Origin of the sequence: Thiothrix winogradskyi (assembly GCF_021650935.1) — a bacterium.
GTDB classification, from domain to species: Bacteria; Pseudomonadota; Gammaproteobacteria; order Thiotrichales; family Thiotrichaceae; genus Thiothrix; species Thiothrix winogradskyi.
On record NZ_CP091244.1, the window covers coordinates 3032410 to 3046272 of the forward strand.

Genomic DNA, 13863 nt, shown 5'->3' on the forward strand with positions numbered 1-13863 from the left:
CCCTCTCCCTCAAGGGACGAGGGGAATAAGACATCAAGTATGGCGGGCAATGGCTTTTTCAATCAGTGCATTGAAATCCGCTTCGTTACGCACCTGCGCGGCTTCTTCTGAGGTAACAGTGTAGCCGTAGTCGTGCGCAATTGCCTCGTAACGCGGCAAGCGCGAATGGAACAAACGCGGGAATACCCAACGGGTGAAATCATCCGGGATCATTTCTGCGGCGTATTGCAGCCCTTGTTCTTGCAAGTAAACCGCTAAATGTTCGCGCAGGAAATTCGGACGGTAATAGAGCGGTTTCGGGTCGCTACGGGCGCGGTCGATGAGCTTTTGCTCTTCGTCTTTCGTGGTGACTTTGATGTACAGAATCAGGGTATTTTCTGCCAATAAATCAAATACGCCCGGCTCTTCCAATTCACACAAACTGCCGCCTGCGTCATTGACGAAATGCGAATAGCCGTAAATCGTTTGAGCTTTGCGGATGAATTCCGGCACATCACGCATGGCGGCAATTTCAGCTTCGCGGTATTGCGCTTGGCGTTGGATAAAGGCATCCAGCGGCACACCACCGAGTTCGGGATTGCCCAATTTGCCGACGAATGACAGCACCGGGCCAAGATCATTCACGCGGATATTGTTGCGGATATAGATCCAATCATTACGCAATAACTCACGCAGGAACGGCACTTTCATCGCCTGTTCCTTAATCAAATCAAGAATGTCTTCATCCAGATAACACGTACCAATCCGATAATCGCCGGAATAATGGAACCAGTTATGGTTACGCAACATACTGGAAATATGGGTTTTGCCAACACCAGACATGCCCAGCAGCGTGACTTTTTTGTGTTCCCATTGGCGGTATTGTTCTACGGTTAAACGCACACTAAATCTCCGTACAGGTGGCTTTTCACAGGGCAGATACTTTAGCACAACTGGCGGGGTTTGCCGTGTTAAACTGCACACCCACGATACGTTTCTGAACACGATGAAAATTGGCTCTTACACCCTCGATAACAACCTGATTGTTGCCCCGATGGCAGGCGTGACCGACCGCCCATTCCGCACCCTGTGCAAACATTTTGGTGCAGGTCATGCCGTCAGTGAAATGATGTCGGTAGATGCCACCTTGTATGCGCAGAAAAAATCCTTGTACCGCGCCAATTTTGACGGGGAACTTGCCCCCATTTCAGCACAGATTGCGGGTTCTGAACCGGAAATGCTGGCGGAAGCGGCACGGTATCAGGTGGCAAATGGGGCGCAAATCGTCGACATCAATATGGGTTGCCCGGTGCGCAAAGTTTGCCGCAAACTGGCGGGTTCGGCGTTGTTGCAAGATGAGGATTTGGTTAAGCGGATTCTGGAGGCGGTGGTGTCGGCGGTGGATGTGCCGGTGACGTTGAAAACCCGTTTGGGTTATGTGGATGGCGCGGAAAATATTCTGCGGGTTGCCGCAATGGCAGAACAGGCAGGCATTGCGGCACTGGCGATTCATGGGCGTACCCGCGAGCAACTGTACACGGGTACAGCGCGTTATGAGCTGATCCGCGACGTCAAACGCCAAGCCAAGATTCCCATCATTGCCAATGGCGACATTGACAGCCCGCAAAAAGCCAAAGCCGTGCTGGAAGCCACGGGAGCGGATGCATTGATGATCGGACGGGCGGCACAGGGGCGACCGTGGATTTTTCGGGAAATCGCGCATTACCTGCAAACCGGCGAGCTATTACCGCCGCCGACGGTTGCCGAAGTCCACGCGGTATTGCTGGGGCATCTGGACGAGCTGTATCAGTTTTACGGGGAATATTCGGGGTGTCGCATCGCCCGCAAACATATTGCTTGGTACACCAACGGGTTACATGACAGCAATGCGTTTCGGCAGGCGATGTATGCGCAAGATAGTACGGCAGGGCAAGCGCGGGCGGTGGATACTTACTTTCAGGCGTTGTTGGAACGTGACGAACGCTTGCGCTATGAACCCATGCTTGATGCGCATCACCAATACGCATAAAATAGCTTGAAAACGGAGGTTCATTATGCAAAACCTATTGATTTACGACCAAAATGCCCCCAAACGTGCATCCAACCTAAGCATCAATAGCTCCTTGCTAGAACAAGCTCGCCATTACAAAATCAACCTCTCCAAGCTATTGGAAAAGACGCTTATTGACACGCTCCAGCAAAAAAAGCGTGAAGAATGGCTAAAACAAAACCGTGGCGCACTCGATGCTTACAATGAACGCATCGAGCAACGTGGCGTATTCAGTGACGGATTAAGGCGATTTTAATGGCGCAATTTGACGTTTACCGCAATACCAATAGCGCAACAGCGGGCGAGATTCCCTACCTGTTGGATGTGCAAACCGACTTGCTGGACATACTCAAAACGCGGGTAATTGTGCCGTTAGAAGTCTGTGGCAATGCCAAACCCGCCCAAACGCTAACGCCCGTTTTCGACATTGAAAATACGCTGGTGATGATGTCCACACCGGAATTAGCGGGTATTCCTGCGCATTATTTGGGCGAATACGTCACCTCGCTTGCCTGCGAACGCCAAAAAATCATGGCTGCGCTGGATTTGTTATTTTCGGGGATATAGCTACTAGTTTTGCACTGTCCCCTAACCTAAATTAAGAAAAAACCAATGACCAACAACACTTACAACGCCTCTTCCATCGAAGTCCTCACCGGACTCGACCCCGTGCGCAAACGCCCCGGCATGTACACCGACACCACGCGCCCCAACCACCTTGCGCAAGAAGTCATCGACAATAGCGTGGACGAAGCCCTCGCCGGACACGCCAACCAAATCGACGTAACCCTGCACGCCGACGGCTCAGTCTCCGTCACCGACAACGGGCGCGGAATGCCGGTCGACATCCACCCCGAACAAGGCAAACCGGGGATCGAAGTCATCCTCTGCACCCTGCACGCAGGCGGCAAGTTTTCCGACCAGAATTACCAATTCTCCGGCGGCTTACACGGCGTGGGCGTATCCGTGGTCAATGCCCTCTCGCGCAAACTCGAAGTCACCATCAAGCGCAACAGCCAGCTTTACCGCATGAGCTTTGCCGACGGCAACAAAGCCAGCGAACTCGAAGTCATCGGCAAAGCTGGCAAACGCGAAACCGGCACAACTGTGCATTTCTGGCCGGATGGCAAATACTTCGACACCGTAAAATTCGGCGTTAAAGCCCTCAAGCACAATTTACGCGCAAAAGCGGTACTCTGCCCCGGCTTACGCATCCGCTTTACCGACGCTTCGACCGCCGAACCCGAAGTCACCGAATGGTATTACCAAAGCGGGTTGCGCGATTACCTCAACGAAGCGGTCAGCGAATTCATCACCCTGCCCGAAGACCCGTTCACTGGCTCACTCACCGCGCCGCGTGAAACGCTCGATTGGGCATTGCTGTGGTTGCCCGAAGGCGGCACAGCCATTCAAGAAAGTTACGTCAATCTGATTCCGACCGTGCAAGGCGGCACGCACGTCAACGGCTTGCGTACCGGCGTGACTGATGCGTTGCGCGAATACTGCGAATTCCGCAACCTGTTGCCACGCGGTATGAAACTCACCCCCGATGACGTGTGGGAAAATATCGCCTTCGTGCTGTCATTCAAAATGCAAGACCCGCAATTTGCAGGGCAAACCAAGGAACGCCTGTCCTCCCGCGAAGCGGCGAGTTTTATCAGCGGCGCAATCAAAGATGCCTTCAGCCTCTACCTCAATAACAACACCGTGATCGGCGAACAACTCGCGCAACTGGCGATCAACAACGCCACCAAACGCCAGAAAGCCAGCAAAAAAGTCATCCGCAAGCGCGTGACCGCAGGCCCCGCTCTCCCCGGCAAACTCGCGGACTGTTCCTCGCAAGACACCACCCGCACCGAACTGTTTCTGGTGGAAGGCGATTCCGCAGGCGGTTCCGCCAAGCAAGCGCGTGACCGCGAATTCCAAGCCATCATGCCGTTGCGCGGTAAAATCCTGAATACGTGGGAAGTCGATTCCGAACAAGTGCTGGGTTCGCAAGAGGTACACGACATTTCCGTAGCGATTGGCGTAGAACCGGGTAATGTCGATTTGAGCCAATTGCGTTACGGCAAAGTGTGCATTCTCGCCGACGCGGATTCAGACGGGGCGCACATTGCCACCCTACTTTGTGCCTTATTTGTCAAACACTTCCGCCCCTTAGTGAAAGCAGGTCATGTGTTTGTGGCGATGCCGCCGCTGTACCGCATCGACATTGGCAAGGAAGTGTATTACGCGCTGGATGAAGCTGAAAAACAGGCACGCCTCGACATTATCGCCGCCGAAAAAAAGCGCGGCACGGTCGCCGTCACCCGCTTCAAAGGCTTGGGCGAAATGAATCCGTTACAATTGCGCGAAACCACCATTTCCCCCGACACCCGCCGTCTGGTGAAACTCAGCCTCGACGACACCGATGCCGCCGACCTGATGATGGACATGTTGCTGGCAAAGAAACGCGCTGGCGACCGCAAGCAGTGGCTCGAAACCAAAGGCAATCTGGCAAGCGTATGATGGATACCGCCCAACTCACCGCGCATTTGCACCTGCTGCATTCCAGCTTCCGCCATTACCTTCGGCGTGACCTTGCTGACCTCAGTTGGCAAGGTGAAAACACCGCACACGCGCTGGATACTGCACCGTTTGTGCTGTTATCGCACAACACTGACCCTGACCCCATTTTTACTTACGGCAATAAGAAAGCCTTGGAACTCTTTGAAATGGAATGGGAAACCCTGACGCAACTGCCATCGCGCTATTCTGCCGAAGCCCTGTTACGTGAAGAGCGTGAACACTTGCTGCAAACCGTCAACCGCCAAGGTTATATCGACAATTACGCCGGGGTGCGTGTTTCCAGCAGCGGGCGGCGTTTCCTGATCCGTCAGGCGATTGTGTGGAACTTGCGGGATGCGCAAGGCAGCTACGCAGGGCAAGCTGCTTATTTTGATCACTGGGAATATCTACCCGGAAATCACTAGGACAGGCTATAGTCAAAGACACGGATAATCATCTAAGCTTAAGTAATCCAGATTGATTAGGGCAACCCGCCAAGCGGACAAGGAGATGTTTCACATGACGATGACCATTGAACAGCAAATGAATGCTGACCTCGCGGCTTTTGCACAAGATCCCAAAGCCTTCATGAACCGTCAACCACCGAAAAGAGATGCCGACGGCAACCCTGTTATTGGCGCAACGCTGTTTTCACGCACGGCGATCGAAAATCAGGACTACATTGAAGCCCGTGATGGGCAACGCTTGGAAATCCTGCAACAGACTGATGGCGTACCCGGCGGCGTCTCCAGCCGTGCAGCAATTGCCTCTAACGATAAACCGGTCAACTTGGTCGATGCACTGACCTATACCAAACTCAGCGGTATGGAAACGGCTGGGCTAAAAAAAGCCAAACTCGCGGAATCGCCTTGGTCAGATGATTACTGGGCCATTTACAAAGGGATTCTCGGCGCACGCTATGCTGATTCCAGCTTCCCCAAAGATTCTGACTGGAAGAAAAATTACGATTACATCCGCGCCACACCTGCGGCTACCATTCTTGCCAGCGGCAATACCAGCAAAATCAATAAGCTATCCCCCTCTGAAAAATACGACGCCCTGGTCGGTGACACTAACGAAACCCTCACCAAAAAAATGTGGGCAGAAGGCAAATCCTACTACGACCGAACCGGTTCAGTCGAAAGCTGGATGGGTATCTGCCACGGCTGGGCACCGGTTGCTTACATGCTGCCACGCCCGACCAAAAGCGTGACGCTCAAAACCCCCAATAATGTCGCCATCACGTTTTATCCCTCCGATATTAAAGCGCTGGCCTCGTTATTATGGGCAAATGCCATGCCAGCCACCCGCTTTATTGGCGGACGTTGCAATGACAAGGCTCCCGAAGCTGACCCCGTAACCGGACGGGTCAAATCAGCAGCCTGTTTTGACACCAACCCTGGTGCTTGGCATTTAGCCATCGTCAATCAGCTTGGGGCAGGCAAGCGCAGCATGGTGCTGGATGTTACCTACGACTATGAAGTGTGGAACCAACCGCTGTACGCTTACGAATACCGCTACTACAACCCGCAAGTCATGCAATACACCGATACGTTAGCTGCTGCCACCGTCACCAAGGCGGCGTTTACCAACGACAAATTCAAAACGTACCGCAGCGCCCAGAGCCATTCCATCGTCGGCGTGCGCATGGATGTGTCTTACGTGGTCGAAACCAACCCCACCCACGAAACCACCGACAGCCCAGCCAAAGACGCTATCCAGCAAGTGACCTACTACTACGATTTGGAACTGGATGCAGCGGGTACTATCATCGGCGGGGAATGGTATACCAATAAACACCCCGATTTCTTATGGACACCGGCCAAGGGCATCAAAGCCCAAACCGCGCATGAAGCGCAAGCTACCGGCGCATGGGCAGCGGGGACATCGGTTCCGGCTACTTGGCGAGCAGCAGCGAAATCCGCCAGCGCCAAGGGGCAACCACTGGCAGCACTTGTCGAGCAAATCATCAAATTCGCCAATGGTGCGCAATTGACACCGAGTGCAGCGCCAGCAACCACACCACCAGCAACCCCTACTCCGACGACACCCGTAACACCGCCAGCACCCAGCGTTACCACTCCGCCGACACCAACGCCTGCGCCCACTACACAGCCACCACCAGCTACCCCCACAACGCCGCCGCCAGCTTCTGGTTCGTGGTTGAGTCGCTTATTACGGCGCTGGTTTGGCTAAAGCTGCCGCTGCCCGCCGTTCGCGGAAGAATGCCTGCAACAGTGCAGCGCATTCTTCCTGCAACACCCCGCCTTGCACGGCTGTTATCTTGTGGTAATGGCGCGGGTGTTGCAGCAGGTCGAAAGCACTGCCCGCTGCGCCGGTTTTTGGGTCATAAGCCCCGAAAACGACTCGCTCTACTCGTGCGTGTAACATCGCGCCAACACACATTAGGCAGGGTTCGAGCGTTACGTAGAGGGTGGTGTTGGGTAGGCGGTAATTGCCTGCTATTTGACCTGCCAAACGCAACGCCAGCATTTCGGCGTGAGCGGAAGGGTCGTGGCGGGTGATGGGTTGATTCCAGCCTTCGGCGAGGATTTCACCATCGCGCACGATGACTGCACCGACGGGGACTTCGCCTTGCTGCCATGCGTTGCGGGCAAGGGTTAGGGCGTGGCGCATCCAGTGTTCGTCGTCTAGTGCCATAAACTCAATACTCCCGGAATACACACCAACCGCTCCCCCACATACACCAACGGCAACCGCTCCCGCTCCCACGGCGGCACACCCCACTCTTGCAACAAATGCTTAAGGCTGTGATGCCCACCCCGCTGCTGCAAATACACACTTTCCCCACCCTGCCGAAACCGCACTATCACCGTTTCAGGATACCTAGCCTCCGCCACCAAGGTGCGCCCCAACGACGCAATCACCAACGGCTCTCGCGTATCCCACATCAACACCTGCTTAGGATCATGGGAGGACAACGGCAACATTGCATACACATCATCCCGATACCGGCGAATTTCGCAGCCATCCCAACGCACACATGGCGTAGCATCCGCCCGCGCTTGCAACACATCACGCAACATTTGCCGCAGCTTTTTCTCTTCCGGCAAACGAAAACCACGCTGTGCCAACCATTCGCGCAACACCGCTTTTTGCATCGCCTCATCCAGCACCAACAAGCGGCTAACGGATAAGGTATCCGGCTGTGTACCTTGCAAACTCGGCAGTTTCTCACGCAAAAAACCTGCCAACAACTGACGGCTTTCACCTTGTAACCGCGCCGCCCGCGCCAAGGTCTTACCCGCCGCAGACCAACGCTGTTCCAACAACGGCATCACCTGATTGCGCAAAAAATTACGGTCAAAGCGGTCGTCCTGATTGCTGGGGTCGTCTATGACATTCAACCTATGCTGATTGGCATACGCCGCCAATTCCGCTCGGCTGCACACTAATAACGGTCGCCCTAACGCCCCGGATACAAATGGGCGAATTTCCGGCATCGCCGCCAACCCATCCACCCCACTCCCGCGCAGCAAATGCAGTAGCAACGTTTCCGCCTGATCATTCTGATGGTGCGCGGTCAACACAATTTCCCCCGCTTGCAAGTGTTTGCTGAAGGCAGCATACCGCGCCGTCCGCGCTACCGCTTCCACACTCGCACCCGGCGGAATCACCAATTGCAAGATTTCCACCACCAGTGGTATTTCCAAACCGGCACACACCGCACGGCAATGTGCCGCCCATGCCGCAGACAACGCCTGCAAACCGTGATCAATATGCAAGGCACGAAACGTAAGATTAGGGTATTGCCCGTGCAGACTGGCACAGGCATGAAGCAAGACATGCGAATCCAGCCCCCCACTGAAACCAATCAGATAACTAGGTGCTGGATGTTGTTGAAAAAACTCTAATAAATGCTCAGCAGGGGCGCAGGGCATACGCCTTCCCTATTCCTCAAACTGTCCAAAGCCCATAATACGCTGGTAACGTTTATCCAGCAGCTTATCCAAGGGCATGGCTTTCAAATTGCGCAGATTAGCATCCAACGCCTCACCGATATGCTGCGCCGCCGCCTCCATATCACGGTGCGCCCCACCCAATGGCTCAGGGATAATCTGCTCAATCAAACCCAGAGACTTCAGACGATCCGCCGTAATGCCCATTGCATCCGCCGCATCAGCCGCTTTTTCCGCGCTTTTCCACAAGATCGACGCGCAACCTTCCGGTGAAATGACCGAGTACGTCGCGTATTGCAACATCATCACCCGGTCGCCTACCCCAATGGCTAATGCACCACCCGAACCGCCTTCACCCACCACGGTACAAATAATCGGGGTACGCAATTTCGCCATCTCGTACAAATTGCGGGCAATCGCTTCACTTTGACCGCGCTCTTCCGCGCCAATACCAGGGTATGCACCAGGTGTATCGATAAAGGTAATGATCGGCAGTTGGAATTTTTCCGCCATCCGCATCAAACGCAAGGCTTTGCGATACCCTTCCGGGCGCGGCATACCAAAATTGCGCTTGATATTTTCATTGGTATCGCGCCCTTTCTGATGCCCAATGACCATGACGGACTGACCACGAAACCGTGCCATGCCGCCAATAATCGCCTTATCATCCGCAAAAGCACGATCACCGTGCAACTCTTTGAAATCGGTGAATAAATAACGGATTAAATCCAGCGTGTACGGGCGTTTAGGATGCCGCGCAAGCTGCGAAATCTGACGCGGGGTCAGTTTGGAAAAAATGGAACGGGTCAACGAGGCAGCTTTTTCTTCCAGCTTGCCGATTTCTTCGCTCAAGTTAATTTCAGCGTCACCGACGTAACGCAACTCTTCGATCTTCGCCTGTAATTCAGCGATAGGTTGTTCAAAATCCAGAAAATCCGGGTTCATGCCTGTTGTTTATCCGTTGACCCATGTAATCAAGCGATCAATTTTACAGTGCTTGCGCCCAGATTACGACTTTAAAAATACTGTTCTGTCGTGATATGCCCCGGCTTGTGGCGCAAATGGCGCTGCATCCCGCGTTGGGCAAGCAAGGCTTTCATATCATTGAGCATATTATGGTTGCCACACAGCATGACGTGGGTATCGTCGGCGGTAATCTGAGTGCCAGCGGTTTGTTCCAGCGTACCGGCTTCTAAATGGGTAGTGCTCCGCCCTTCCAACCCGTGCGGATTGGCTTCGCGGGTCACACAGCTAATAAAACGGAATTGCTCAGGATATTGCGTAACAAACGTTTGGATCAACTCGGCATACGCCAACTCATTCACCAGCGGCACACCGTGTACCAATACAATTTTCTGGAAACGCTGCCAAGGCTGCGAGGTTTTGAGAATCGACAAATAAGGTCCCAAGCCTGTACCGGTGGCAATCATCCACAGATTCGGCACGGCGGGGATTTCGTCCAACACGAAAAAGCCTTTGGCAGGCTGCGAAATTTCCAGATTATCACCCGGCTGCAATTGCGCTAAAGCATTGGAGAGTTTGCCGTTGGGGACAATATTGTAGAAAATTTCCAACGCTTCTTCGTCAGGTGCATTGATTAGCGAATAGGATTTCGCCACCAGTTCCGTGCCGTCTGCGGTAGGGATAGGCAAGCGTAAGGTGACGAATTGACCCGCTGTAAACGGCAGCGGTTCGGTGCGAATACGCAAGGTTAACAAACCCTCCGTCCAACGCTGATTGCTCAGTACTTCAGCGTTGTGCCAGGTGGTGCGAATGATTCCGGTCATGGTGAGCCTCCAGCATTTGAGTCGCTAATGCCTCAGCGACGCGGATACCGTCCACGCCTGCCGAGAGAATTCCGCCAGCATAACCCGCGCCTTCGCCAGCCGGAAAAAGCCCTTTAACGTTTAGGCTTTGCAAATCTTCACCGCGCGTCATCCGCAGTGGCGAAGACGTGCGCGTTTCCACCCCGGTCAATACCGCGTCATACATCGAAAAGCCTTTGATTTGCCGTTCAAAGGCAGGTAAGGCTTCCCGAATCGCTTCAATCGCGTAATCCGGCAAACTGGTCGCCAAATCGGTCAAATGCACACCCGGCTGATACGATGGCTCGACTGAACCCAATTGCGTCGATGCTCTGCCTTTAAGGAAATCGCCCACCAACTGCCCCGGTGCAGAATAATCACTGCCACCTAATTCGTAAGCACGAGATTCCCACTGACGCTGGAATTCCATCCCCGCCAGCGGATTGCCGGGGTAATCGCTAGGCGTAATGCCGACCACAATCCCTGCATTGGCATTGCGTTCTGCCCGCGAATACTGACTCATGCCATTGGTGACAACCCGCCCAACTTCAGAGGTAGCCGCCACCACTTGCCCGCCCGGACACATGCAAAAACTGTACACCGAGCGCCCATTTTTGGCGTGATGCACCAGCTTATAATCCGCAGCCCCCAGCAATGCATTGCCTGCGTGTTTACCAAACCGCGCCTGATCAATCAGCGTTTGCGGGTGTTCAATCCGAAAACCGAGGGAAAACGGCTTCTGCTCCATAAACACACCGCGCTCGTGCAACATCGCAAACGTATCCCGCGCACTGTGCCCCAACGCCATAATCACCTGATCAGCACGCAATTGTTCGCCACTCGCCAGCGTCAAGCCACGCACCTGACCGGCTTCGATCAAAATATCGGTTACTTGCTGCTGAAAACGGATTTCACCGCCCAAGGCTTCGATCTGCGCCCGCATGTTTTCCACCATTTTCACGAGGCGAAAGGTGCCAATGTGCGGTTTGCTAACATAGAGGATTTCTTCGGGAGCGCCCGCCTTGACAAATTCCGTCAAAACTTTGCGCCCGTAGTGCTTGGGGTCTTTGATCTGGCTGTAGAGCTTGCCATCGGAAAATGTACCAGCACCACCCTCGCCGAATTGCACATTCGATTCAGGATCAAGCTGATTTTTTCGCCATAATGCCCAGGTATCTTTGGTGCGTTCGCGGACTTTTTTGCCGCGTTCCAGAATAATCGGGCGCAACCCCATTTGTGCCAGCACCAAGCCTGCCATCAAACCACACGGGCCAAAACCGACCACAACAGGGCGAATATCGGGTGCTTCTTGCACATGCGCCACAAAACGGTAAGTCGTATCAGGGGCAATTTTAACGTGAGGGTCATCGGCAAACTTAGCCAGTAGCGTAGCTTCATCAGGCAGCACAGCGTCTATGGTGTAAACCAACACAATCGCGTCACGTTTGCGAGCATCGTAACCGCGTTTGAAAACGCTAAAACTTAGTAAATCAGCCGTCGCAATGCCTAAACGTTCGGCAATAGCCACAGGCAAAGCATCGGCGGGGGATTCCAGCGGCAGGCGCAATTCAGTGATACGTATCATGGGGCTTGGTCGGTGCGCTAATAACGTTAATACAAAAAAGCCCTTACAGACAATAACCTGCAAGGGCTTTTGATACAATCATGTCAAAAACATGACGTATGAATATGGCGGAGAGGGCGGGATTCGAACCCGCGATGGGCTTTTGGCCCATACTCCCTTAGCAGGGGAGCGCCTTCGGCCTCTCGGCCACCTCTCCGGTACTGATTGAAGGCGGCAAGGATACCTTCAAATAGGATTAACGTAAAGCCCTAATTTGCATTTTCTTCAATCGCCAACGGCTCAAGGTGTTCGTGCCGAATGCGTTCAAAGATTTCTTCGCGGTGTACGGCAACATCCTTCGGTGCATTGATCCCCAAGCGAACTTGATTACCTTTTACCCCTAAGACCGTAACGCTGATATTATCCCCAATCATGAGGGTTTCCCCTACCCTCCGTGTTAAAATCAACATATCGCATAATCTCCATATTGCTGCATTTATGTATCCCAAAAGCCCCGTGATACCCCTAAAGCATCATCACAGTCGTTGGTAGCGTCAACCATCCCATATTAGCACTTAACTGAGGCTTAACTATTTGCGCAAAAGTTGCATTTTTACCAATGTGTTATTTATACAACAAACATTAATTAAATCATCTAATGCATTCATTTTAATGCAAAAAAAACCCACTGAGGCAGACTCTGCCCAGTGGGTTTTTTCAGCAATTTATTCAGAAATTAAGCTGTGGTTTGCGCTAAGCCAAACGCTTGGTGCAATACCCGCACCGCTAATTCCAAATATTTTTCATCGACAACTACCGCGACTTTAATTTCCGACGTAGAAATCATACGAATATTAATACCATCATCAGCCAATGTTTTGAACATCTTACTGGCAACACCCGCATGAGAACGCATCCCCGCCCCGACAATGGACACCTTAGCAATGTGTTCATCCCCTTTACAATGTTTCGCTCCCAGGGCAGCAGCGGTTTGTTCCAAAATCGCCTTAGCTTTAATGTAATCATTTTTGTGGACGGTGAAAGTAAAATCCGTCGTACCATCAGAACCCGTGTTTTGCACAATCATATCGACTTCGATATTGGCATCCGAAATCGGCCCCAGAATCTGGTAAGCAACCCCTGGGCGATCCGGTACACCCGTTACCGTCAATTGAGCTTCATCACGATTAAACGCAATCCCACGGACTGAGACTTCTTCCATTACTTCTTCCTCACGAGTGACCAGTGTGCTTTTGCCTTGACCAAATTCATCAAAGCTGGACAGCACACGGATAGGCATATCATATTTGTAGGCAAATTCAACCGAACGGATTTGCAGCACCTTGGAGCCTTGGCTGGCCATTTCCAGCATTTCCTCCAAAGTCAGGCGCGGAATGTGACGCGCATTGGGTTCAACACGCGGGTCGGTGGTATAAACGCCATCCACGTCGGTGTAAATCTGGCATTCGTCGGCTTTTAACGCCACTGCCAACGCCACGCCCGTGGTATCCGAACCGCCACGCCCTAAGGTGGTAATGCTGCCGGATTCGGTCACACCTTGGAAACCTGCTACTACCACCACTTTGCCTTCCGCCAAATCCTTGCGGATCGGGTCGGCATCAATATCGCGGATACGCGCTTTGGTGTGCGCATCATCGGTCAAAATGCGGACTTGCGCCCCGGTGTAGGAACGCGCCGGTTGACCTTTCTTTTCCAACGCCATCGCCAGCAAGCCAATCGTGACTTGTTCGCCGGTGGACAGAATCGCGTCTTTTTCGCGCTCCGAACCTTGTGGGTTAATGGCGTTGATGAGCGCGACCAGTTTATTGGTTTCGCCCGACATCGCGGAAACCACCACGATGACATCATTGCCCTGTTGTTTCCAGCGGATTACCCGGTCAGCCACAGCCTCGATACGCTCAGGTGTGCCAACCGATGTACCGCCGTATTTCTGTACGATCAGTGCCATTGTTTACTGTTTACCTTCAAAACACTTCT

14 protein-coding genes and 1 tRNA gene are annotated in these 13863 nt (G+C 53.1%); 6 read left to right on the forward strand and 9 right to left on the reverse strand.

Features of this window, described 5'->3' with window-relative positions; all coding sequences use genetic code 11:
• Positions 1 to 33: 33 nt before the first annotated feature.
• Positions 34 to 882: an ATPase gene (locus L2Y54_RS15150; RefSeq protein ID WP_236497248.1), complete on the reverse strand. Its 849-nt coding sequence runs from the start codon at positions 880 to 882 to the stop codon at positions 34 to 36.
• 103 nt (positions 883 to 985) lie between these two features.
• Between L2Y54_RS15150 and dusB the strand changes: the two genes are divergently transcribed.
• The 6 genes from dusB (at position 986) to L2Y54_RS15180 (ending at position 6772) form a co-directional block, all read left to right on the forward strand.
• The gene (gene dusB / locus L2Y54_RS15155) at positions 986 to 2008 is read left to right on the forward strand and encodes a tRNA dihydrouridine synthase DusB (protein WP_236497250.1); all 1023 of its coding nucleotides are present in this window, start codon (positions 986 to 988) and stop codon (positions 2006 to 2008) included.
• Between the two features lie 25 nt (positions 2009 to 2033).
• Positions 2034 to 2285, forward strand: coding sequence for a type II toxin-antitoxin system CcdA family antitoxin (locus L2Y54_RS15160; RefSeq protein WP_236497252.1), 252 nt, complete (start codon positions 2034 to 2036; stop codon positions 2283 to 2285).
• Positions 2285 to 2596, forward strand: coding sequence for a CcdB family protein (locus tag L2Y54_RS15165; protein WP_236497254.1), 312 nt, complete (start codon positions 2285 to 2287; stop codon positions 2594 to 2596). Before L2Y54_RS15160 ends, L2Y54_RS15165 begins: the two co-directional genes overlap by 1 nt.
• 45 nt (positions 2597 to 2641) lie before the next feature.
• Positions 2642 to 4537 (forward strand): DNA topoisomerase IV subunit B, encoded by a 1896-nt coding sequence (parE, locus tag L2Y54_RS15170; RefSeq protein ID WP_236497255.1) that lies wholly within the window; start codon positions 2642 to 2644, stop codon positions 4535 to 4537.
• Entirely contained in the window at positions 4534 to 5001 is a 468-nt protein-coding gene (locus L2Y54_RS15175; protein WP_236497257.1) for an MEKHLA domain-containing protein, read from the forward strand. Before parE ends, L2Y54_RS15175 begins: the two co-directional genes overlap by 4 nt.
• Before the next feature lie 94 nt (positions 5002 to 5095).
• Positions 5096 to 6772, forward strand: a complete 1677-nt coding sequence (locus tag L2Y54_RS15180; protein ID WP_236497259.1) for a hypothetical protein — start codon at positions 5096 to 5098, stop codon at positions 6770 to 6772.
• Here the strand turns inward: L2Y54_RS15180 and tadA are convergent.
• The 8 genes from tadA to L2Y54_RS15220 form a co-directional block, all read right to left on the reverse strand.
• The gene (gene tadA, locus L2Y54_RS15185) at positions 6752 to 7237 is read right to left on the reverse strand and encodes a tRNA adenosine(34) deaminase TadA (protein ID WP_236497261.1); all 486 of its coding nucleotides are present in this window, start codon (positions 7235 to 7237) and stop codon (positions 6752 to 6754) included. The two genes, L2Y54_RS15180 and tadA, sit on opposite strands and share 21 nt — an antisense overlap.
• Positions 7228 to 8478 carry a tRNA lysidine(34) synthetase TilS gene (gene tilS / locus L2Y54_RS15190; protein WP_236497262.1) on the reverse strand — a complete coding sequence of 417 codons (1251 nt, stop codon included), beginning with the start codon at positions 8476 to 8478 and terminating at the stop codon, positions 7228 to 7230. The genes tadA and tilS overlap by 10 nt, the downstream gene beginning before the upstream one ends.
• Before the next feature lie 9 nt (positions 8479 to 8487).
• Positions 8488 to 9441 (reverse strand): acetyl-CoA carboxylase carboxyltransferase subunit alpha, encoded by a 954-nt coding sequence (locus L2Y54_RS15195; RefSeq protein ID WP_236497264.1) that lies wholly within the window; start codon positions 9439 to 9441, stop codon positions 8488 to 8490.
• Positions 9442 to 9512: 71 nt separating this feature from the next.
• Positions 9513 to 10283, reverse strand: coding sequence for a ferredoxin--NADP reductase (locus L2Y54_RS15200; RefSeq protein ID WP_236497266.1), 771 nt, complete (start codon positions 10281 to 10283; stop codon positions 9513 to 9515).
• A complete protein-coding gene (locus L2Y54_RS15205; RefSeq protein WP_236497268.1) occupies positions 10246 to 11886 on the reverse strand; it encodes an NAD(P)/FAD-dependent oxidoreductase in 1641 nt (546 codons plus the stop codon). Before L2Y54_RS15205 ends, L2Y54_RS15200 begins: the two co-directional genes overlap by 38 nt.
• A gap of 105 nt (positions 11887 to 11991) precedes the next feature.
• Positions 11992 to 12082 (reverse strand) — tRNA-Ser (locus L2Y54_RS15210).
• Positions 12083 to 12134: 52 nt separating this feature from the next.
• The gene (gene csrA, locus L2Y54_RS15215; RefSeq protein ID WP_093065793.1) at positions 12135 to 12335 is read right to left on the reverse strand and encodes a carbon storage regulator CsrA; all 201 of its coding nucleotides are present in this window, start codon (positions 12333 to 12335) and stop codon (positions 12135 to 12137) included.
• 266 nt (positions 12336 to 12601) lie between these two features.
• On the reverse strand, positions 12602 to 13834 hold the full coding sequence (locus tag L2Y54_RS15220; RefSeq protein ID WP_236497269.1) for an aspartate kinase: 1233 nt from the start codon (positions 13832 to 13834) through the stop codon (positions 12602 to 12604).
• Between the last annotated feature and the right edge of the window lie 29 nt (positions 13835 to 13863).